We start from the raw sequence: 1,973 nt of genomic DNA on the forward strand, positions 1-1,973 counted from the left end.
GTCCGCCGCCGGGCGTCGCCGCTCACCCTCCACGCCACGGCCGCGCCGGCGGGGTGGCCGCAGCGGTACGTCATCCCAATCGGCAGGTGCGCCACCGTATTCCGAGCGCGGCAGGCCGGGCGCGTACGCCTCGATTCCCCACTCGTCGTCGTGACTGCGCCCGCGAGTCCCGGACGGGAGTGGATTTGCGGTATCCACCACCCGTTCGCTGTATCGCGGCGGTTGGCCGCGGTACCGGACCGGCGGCTCGTGCTCACCTGCCATGGACGCTCACCCCGCCAATGCCTTCGGAATACTCGCGTGTTCCGGCAGGATCACCCCGCAGCCGAGTGAGGCTGCGAACGCGGCCGCTTGGTATCGGTAGCAGCGCCGGATCTTCAACCGGGCCTGTGTGGACAGGTCGCGGGTTATCGCCTCGATCCGCGGCAGATCGCCGCGCAGTGGTTCGGTGATGGTGACCAGCGCGCCGAATCGGGTCACACCGTGCCCGCGGGCCTGCTCCTCGCGGGCCTGCTGGGTGGCGCCCACCCGCAGCGTCGCCGAGGCCGACACGACGCCCCGTTCGCTCTGCTGCGCGACGAGGGCGTTCTTGTAGTCGTCGTCGACGATTTCGGCGGCGTCGGCGGCCGAATGCGGCCGGTACACGATGGCGATCCGCTTGCGCGGCACCTCCGGATTCGGTGCCAGTAGGCGCTGCAGCACCCGCTCGTCCACCGCGCCCTCGGGTGCGGCGTCCATCTCCCAGGTCACCGACCGGCCACCGTCGTGGATGAACTGATCCCAGCGCTCCTCGTGCGAGATCGGGCCCGCGTCGGCCCAATCCAGGCCGTGCCCACCGGGTTCACCCGCGGCCACTTCCAGATCGGCCTGGGCGGCGGGGTCGTAGCTGCGACGGATGAACGAGATCACCTCGTCGGCCGACATCGGCTGGGCACGCACGCCCGCCTCGGCCAGCGCCGCGCAGATTCCGGGCAACCGCCGGCCGATCTCGACGGCCTCCTCGGCGGGATTCTTGCGGCGCTCGGCGGTGGTGGCCTTGAACGTGATCGCGACGCGCGGGAGCAATTGCACCCGCTCCTGCGGCAATTCGGTGGCCAGCTCGTACATCACCTGCTGGGCCAGGGCCGGGGACTCGGGCCGGGTGATGGTGGAAACCTCGGTGAGCAAACGGTTTCCGGTCTCCGGCACGGTGTCGATCACCGGGACCACCGCGACGATGTCCGAGGTCTGGCCGAGCGAGGCCAGGAAGGTGCCCCAGGCCGCCACCCACCGATCGATCACCGGCTGGTCCACCGCCTCGTGACCTTGCGGCCAGGCCCGCAGCACGACCGTGTACTGCGCGAATTGCGGCAGGTGGATCATGCCGAAGCTGTACCCGCCGGCATCGATGCCCTCGTACAGTCGCGAGGGCGCCATCAACCCGGGCAGCCGGGCCACACCGCCGGGGATGCGGGAGAACCGGCCACCGCGATAGACGTGCTCGCCCTTGCTGCGGCCGCGCAACCAATGGAACATCATCAATCCCGTCTCGTAACCGGAGCGGCCCCCCGTCCGCCACACCAGTGGAACCATCACGACCACGCCGATGATCGCGACGAACAACGCCGGCTTCGGCCCGGCCACCAGCGCCGTCATCAGGGCGGTGATGACGACGACGAAGCCGAGCACCGTCTCGCCCCAGCGCAGCCCGAAAAGGCCTGCGCTGCGCGGCTTCTGCCACAGCCCGTACGAGCGGCGCTCGTAGGTGTCGGTCGTCGTCATCGCGGAATGGTGCTCCTGCCGAGGTCGGGTGCGCGGTTGGCCCAGCGGTCACCGGCGATATCGCCCATGGCTTCGTCGGCGCGGTTGAGATGCGCGCCCGCCGCCCGGGCGGTCGCGATGTTGTTCATGGCTCGCGACGCGCCGGATGGTACCGCCGCGGCGCCGCCGGGCGCGCGCGGACTCGCGGGGGCCGGTTGGCCGCCGCCACCGCC

The 1,973-nt window shown here is 71.0% G+C and carries 2 protein-coding genes and 1 pseudogene; all 3 read right to left on the minus strand.

The window, feature by feature from the left end:
• A partial coding sequence (locus tag ON37_RS33820; protein ID WP_217999937.1) for a hypothetical protein occupies positions 1–201 on the minus strand: 201 nt, incomplete at its 3' end.
• A gap of 69 nt (positions 202–270) precedes the next feature.
• The gene (locus ON37_RS15040; RefSeq protein ID WP_040720151.1) at positions 271–1,761 is read right to left on the minus strand and encodes an SCO6880 family protein; all 1,491 of its coding nucleotides are present in this window, start codon (positions 1,759–1,761) and stop codon (positions 271–273) included.
• Positions 1,758–1,973: pseudogene (locus ON37_RS31795) on the minus strand (hypothetical protein); the annotation flags it as partial. The pseudogene ON37_RS31795 and the gene ON37_RS15040, both read right to left, overlap by 4 nt.

This window comes from Nocardia veterana NBRC 100344, assembly GCF_000308855.1.
Lineage (GTDB): Bacteria > Actinomycetota > Actinomycetes > Mycobacteriales > Mycobacteriaceae > Nocardia > Nocardia veterana.

What these genes read in the sequence shown, in the direction of transcription:
- ON37_RS15040 (WP_040720151.1), bottom strand. Translation starts at nt 1,761, where the DNA reads ATGACGACGACCGACACCTACGAGCGCCGCTCGTACGGGCTGTGGCAG.